7 protein-coding genes and 1 pseudogene are annotated in these 5,341 nt (G+C 54.1%); 1 reads left to right on the top strand and 7 read right to left on the bottom strand.

Annotated features, from left to right (window positions below):
* The 5 genes and pseudogenes from M6F29_RS11185 to M6F29_RS11170 form a co-directional block, all read right to left on the bottom strand.
* A partial coding sequence (locus tag M6F29_RS11185) for a terminase large subunit domain-containing protein (protein WP_298159859.1) occupies positions 1 to 546 on the bottom strand: 546 nt, incomplete at its 3' end.
* Positions 533 to 1,018 (bottom strand): phage terminase small subunit P27 family, encoded by a 486-nt coding sequence (locus tag M6F29_RS11180; protein ID WP_298159856.1) that lies wholly within the window; start codon positions 1,016 to 1,018, stop codon positions 533 to 535. The genes M6F29_RS11185 and M6F29_RS11180, both read right to left, overlap by 14 nt.
* 165 nt (positions 1,019 to 1,183) lie before the next feature.
* Positions 1,184 to 1,312 (bottom strand): annotated as a pseudogene (locus M6F29_RS12425) (HNH endonuclease); the annotation flags it as partial.
* A gap of 6 nt (positions 1,313 to 1,318) precedes the next feature.
* Positions 1,319 to 2,488: an IS4 family transposase gene (locus M6F29_RS11175; RefSeq protein ID WP_298159863.1), complete on the bottom strand. Its 1,170-nt coding sequence runs from the start codon at positions 2,486 to 2,488 to the stop codon at positions 1,319 to 1,321.
* A gap of 122 nt (positions 2,489 to 2,610) precedes the next feature.
* On the bottom strand, positions 2,611 to 2,919 hold the full coding sequence (locus tag M6F29_RS11170; RefSeq protein ID WP_298159853.1) for a DUF8602 domain-containing protein: 309 nt from the start codon (positions 2,917 to 2,919) through the stop codon (positions 2,611 to 2,613).
* Between the two features lie 96 nt (positions 2,920 to 3,015).
* Between M6F29_RS11170 and M6F29_RS11165 the strand changes: the two genes are divergently transcribed.
* The gene (locus tag M6F29_RS11165; RefSeq protein WP_524537733.1) at positions 3,016 to 3,516 is read left to right on the top strand and encodes a DUF3489 domain-containing protein; all 501 of its coding nucleotides are present in this window, start codon (positions 3,016 to 3,018) and stop codon (positions 3,514 to 3,516) included.
* Between the two features lie 30 nt (positions 3,517 to 3,546).
* Here the strand turns inward: M6F29_RS11165 and M6F29_RS11160 are convergent, their stop codons facing one another.
* Complete coding sequence (locus M6F29_RS11160; RefSeq protein ID WP_298159848.1) at positions 3,547 to 4,236, bottom strand: Nmad2 family putative nucleotide modification protein; 690 nt, start codon at positions 4,234 to 4,236, stop codon at positions 3,547 to 3,549.
* Complete coding sequence (locus tag M6F29_RS11155) at positions 4,233 to 5,123, bottom strand: Nmad3 family putative nucleotide modification protein (RefSeq protein ID WP_298159845.1); 891 nt, start codon at positions 5,121 to 5,123, stop codon at positions 4,233 to 4,235. Before M6F29_RS11155 ends, M6F29_RS11160 begins: the two co-directional genes overlap by 4 nt.
* Positions 5,124 to 5,341 lie beyond the last annotated feature (218 nt).

Genomic DNA, 5,341 nt, shown 5'->3' with positions numbered 1-5,341 from the left:
TTTAAATCGGCCCCGAAATCCGGGGCTTTTGCGCGCCATGGTCTGTGCATCCCCAAACACGATGCGCGCCTGATCGCGGGTCGTGGCCAGCGAATACACCTCTGCACCACCTTCATTATCGGCGGCCAGCATATACAGGCCCACGGCAGAGGAGAGCGTGGACTTGGCATTCCCACGCGGTACCTCGATGTAGGAGCGCCGGAACCGGCGTTTGCCATCAGGTTTCACCCACCCGAACACCGTGGACAGGATGAACACCTGCCAGGGTTCCAACTGGATAGGTTGTCCCGCCAACGGTCCCTTCACATGGGGCAGGCACTCGATAAAGGCGCAGACATTATCGGCGGGACGGTAACTGCGACCAGCCTTATTTTTGAGCAGCGGATTGAAGCGGAAGGGACTTGATCTGCCCTTGTATCGTGTCAGGTCACCCAGTTGCCTCTGGCACGCCCGGCGAACCCAGCGGCATGCCTCGATGTTCCCTTCGATTACCCCGCGCGCATATCGGCTGGCCTCTTTGGCATAATCGCGCTCAAGCAATGTCATCCCAGGGGTTGTGCTCCTTGACTTCGCCCGGCACAACGCTCACCCGCGCACGGCTGGCCGGGGTAAAGCCCATCTCCGACTCATACCCCTTCATTTCCATAGCCAGATCCCGGATTACATCCATCAGGGGTGAACGGCGCAGGACGCCGCTGGGCGTCTTGATCAGCATGCCGCCGATCCCGGATTGGTTGATCTTGGCCAAGACCTCCCGGTACATTCCCGCACAATTGGCCCACCGTTCAAGTACCGCTGCGTCCAGCGGAAACAGCAATCCGGCAGGCGCATTGGACACGGCGTAGCGCCAGGCCTCCTGGGCAGTTTCCGTCATGTAGTCAGGAGGATCCCCCAACAATCCGGTGGGCTTTGGCTCGCTCAGATTGGTGCGGCACTTCTGCAGCGTTCCCTTGATCTTCTTCACTGCCATAGGCAGAGGTTTGCGTCCTGCGCCGTAACGTTTGCCACCAGCAGCCATAAAGAATCCTTTTTGATTTCTACCTGCCCCCAGAAAAGCCGTCAAATCCAGCACTGGCGCGGAGTCCGGGGCGTTTTACCCAAAAAAAACATTTTGAATTTGCACGCGCAAAAATCTGGGCAGGCGCGCGGTCTGGCACCGGGCGGCCCGAAGGAAATGACCCCCCTACCGGTTGGTTTTTTGCGCCGAGGTTGCGCCTGGCGGCGGCGACCGGCCAAAACCTCCGTCCTCTTTGACCGTCTTGCGGTCGTGGCAGGGCTTGCACAGGCTTTGCCAGTTTTTTGTATCACTAGTGTCCGGTTAAATTCCATCTAAAATCAATTGGTTATCGAATTGGTACTGATCAAAAGTGTCGCCCGTGTTTGTAAGTGCTTGTTGTAAAGTGATTTTTTCGAAAAGGGTGAGTGATAAAATTTGTAGCAAAGTGTAGAGCGAAGCGTCCAAATTGAGGCGTTTTTTGACGATGGCGACAAGAACATAAACCGATACGGCGATCCAGATTTGTGTCTTGACCGCATTCTCTGACGTGCCGAAAAAACATTTGATCCGAAGATGCTGCTTGACCCATTTGAAAAACAATTCCACCTGCCATCGGCTCTTGTACAGCGCGCAAATAGTCGCGGCTGGCAACGTCATCTGATTGGTGAGGAAGACCAGCGTCCTGCCGGACTCGCCATCCTTGAAGCGAATGCGACGCAGATGCACGGGGTAGTTCTGTTTGGTATAAAAGCCGTCCAGCGCAATCGTCTGGTCGCAAATAATGCCGGTCGAGCGATCCGTTTTTTCCGAATAAACCCGGTGCGCCTTCATATTGGATTTGGCTCGTGTGACGAAGAACGCTCCAGCCAAGTGCAGCGCGTGAAGCCTGCTGAAATCGACGTAACCCCGATCCATGACATAGATTGCGCCAGGTTCCGGCTGCAACAGGTCGAGGGCATGTACGTCGGCCATCTTGCCGTCGGAAATATGGATGAAACTCGGAATATTGCCTTTCAGGTCGAGCAGTGTATGCATCTTCACAGCGGCTTTGGTGGTGCGAAAATGCGCCCATGGAAATACCGACAAGCACAGGTCGATCGTAGTCGAATCGAGCGCGTAAACGGTGTTCGTCAAATCCAGACCAAGGTCGTCCTTGATGTAAAGATCGCGCGCCTGAACAATCAGCCGTTGCCCGAAATCGGCATAAATTCGCCAGTTGCGAGACTCGTTGGCATCGGCCAGGGTCGAACGTTTCATCGTTCCGCGAAATCCCATGTGGTAAAGCTTTCCGGCTTGAGCGCCAAGGCAGACTTCGATGTCCCGCAGACTTTCGCGGTAGGTCAGTTGAGCAAACGCCATGATGCGATACTGCTCTGCGCAAGTCATGGTGCGAACACCGCAGTCGCCGTCGTACCTCTTGACATATCGATTGAAGGTTGTCCAAGGCAGAAAATCCATTATTTGGGCGAAAAGTGTCTTTCCAGCGTTCATGGCAGCCTCTGGGAAAAATCCCAGAATTCTGCCCGAATTGGCGTTTTTCATTCAAATCGACACCACCCTTTATCGCTCGGAATCCCGCGTCAGTCATGGGTTACAGCGTTTCGCATCGTTAATTAACCGGACACTAGTGTTTTTGTATCCCAAAATGATTCCTGATTGCCTCGATGCGGTTTGATGTGATCCACCACCGAGGCCGGTGTGACCCGATCCTGACGATTGCACTCGGCACAAAGCGGGTGGTAAGACAAAAATACCGCACGAGCCCTTTGCCACCGCGAGCCATAACCGCGCGCCGAAGCATTGCCTCGTCGGTCATCCCATTGCTTACGAACCTGTTGCAGGTGTTGCTCGCAATAGCCTGGTTTGCCTACCAACTGGCGGCAGTTTGGGTAACGACAGGGAGTCGGAGCGCGCTGTGCCATGAGTGCTCAAAAAGAACAAAAAAATGATGTTGTTTGCGCTTGGCTTTGATGTTGAACAGAGCGTAAATGGCTTCACCACCAACCCACCATGGAGCCATCATGAAAACAGAACTCACCATTGCTCAATTCTTCATCCTGAATTACGCCCACGAGAAGACCGATGGCAAGATCGTCGAGTTTCCTGAAAACATCAAGGGCGGAGCGCGCAAGAAGGTTCTTGAAGGATTGTTCAACCGGGCCCTCATCACCCCGTTGAGCAGCGACTGGTTTATTGCCGCAGAAGGGTACGATGCCCTCGGAGTTCCGCGTCTGGGACCAATTACGGCCGAAGCCCTCGATGAAATCATCAAATCGGCTGAGGTGGGAGATAAATCTCAAACACCGGTTCGTCGTACCCGCGACAACAGCAAACAGGCCACTGTAATCAGCATGCTCAAGCGGCCCGAGGGTGCGACTATCGCGCAAATCTGCGAGGCTACGGGCTGGCAACAGCGCACGGTGCGCGGCACCTTCGCCGGTGCATTCAAGAAGAAACTGGGGCTTTCCATCACCTCCGAGAAACCGGAAGGTGGCGAGCGCATCTATAGCATCGCCTGAACTGCAGATCGACTGAGAAGTCAAGGAAGGTTAGCGCCGACACCGCGTGGTAGAGGCGCTGGTTTGGGGTTCTGAATCAGTGACACTACGATTGCATTCCGTATTTCTATTCACTGGAGACTGCATCTCGTCCGTTTTTGCAGATGCAAGCCAAGCCAGCATTTCGGGGCTAGCGTTGATCGGCTTTCCGTGCACCCCGCATGGCCACGTTTCAAGCCAGTGCTCAAGATTTTTGACATCGTCTGCTTGCCGTTTTTTATAGACAGTATAATTTCTGGCATAAGGAACGAGATGAATGAGATTCATTGGCAGCGTTGGACTGTTTGCGCCAAAATACCAGAAGCGTACTCCTATAAGAGCGTTGGTGCCGCTGATGTCCGTATCCCTATTGCCGAGGTCATGAACCTTATTTGGTACTTGTTCAAGATTACCGTTCGCGTCGGGTTGATAAATGTTGTCGGGTACTGGTGAGGCGCCGGGGCGGCGATCGCGGAAATGCGCATCGTACCAGTATTCGCCGAGTGATTTCTGGTCGGCTACTTGCATCACATACACGACCGTATCGTGCGCGCAGCTCCGGAATCCGATAATCCAGTCGTTGATCGCAGCGCCTCTGCGAATGCCTGGTTTGCATATGGCGAGAGTGCAGACACCACCATATGGACGTGGGGCGGAACCTCCGTCATAGCGAACGACATAACGAAAGATGCGTGGCGTCATGGCACCTCGGCAATATGGGTTGGTAGGGATTCACTGAATAACGTGGTCAGCCATCCAGTGACATCTGGGTAGTAATCGCAATCGAGAATAAATTCTTGCCCCTTGGCGACCGTTTGCAACAACACAGAGTCGTTATCGGCTACCCAGCGAGATGGTTTTCCATGGTATGACAGTGCGGGCTGCCCATCGACAGGCATGAACCAAATCGGGAGACTCCAGCACGAGCGTTTCCGGTCAACTGCCGTCAGCCGCAATGACGGAGTGAATCGCTCAAATATACCGCCACCAGGACGCCCTGTGTTCGCGCCTCCTAAGGTTAATGACTCCGCAGCCACGTAGATTGTGTTGTTCGTGCTGTTGAAACGGTCGGCAGCCGCTATGTGCGGATGTTCGCGCAACCAGGGGTGGCAGCGTACGACATCCTGCACACGGCCCGTCACCGAGAGTACCTCGCCGACCTGTAACCAGCCGAACAGGATGTGCATGTCCGGGCTTCCAGACATGTAGCCCCAACTCCCGTTGATTCGCTCTATCTTCCTGAACCAACCGAAGAACAGAAATAAGTCGCCTGGACCAACACCTTGCTTCTGCAAATGACCTTGCGCCGATGCAATTTGTCCGAATGATGGTCGCCATCCCATAGCGCGCGTGAGCATCGGACCGTGCAGGTCAGGATCAATATGGACGGTGGTCTGCGCATCAATTCGATTGTTTGTGAGATCACCGACAAGTGCGCCGAGGTCGATTCCATCGATCCCTAACATGCCAATTTGATGTTGGTCGGATGATGGAATCGGCAATGGAATCATCAGCCCATTAGGCAGGATCGGGCTGGCTACACCTCCATACTGTGAGTCGAAACCTTTTCGGCTGAAAATCAGGCGCATGTCTGTCGTTACTTCATTTTTTCATGCGGCGATTGTAAGATGGAATCACCGAAGATGCAACGCATTCGCCGCATGACGTTCGGCGAAATGGGCGGCTATCCGCATACCTCCGCCGTTCCGCTGTCTAGCAGCCTGTCGGGCTTAGGAGTCGTTAAGAAATTACTGTAACAAATAAACAGGGGGTGGTATATTGTCGTCATGGAGATTGAAGACGACGA

It is taken from the genome of Ferrovum sp., assembly GCF_027317285.1.
Classification (GTDB): Bacteria; Pseudomonadota; Gammaproteobacteria; order Burkholderiales; family Ferrovaceae; genus Ferrovum.
Note: the sequence above shows the minus strand (reverse complement) of the source record. Positions and strands in the feature narration are given on the sequence as shown.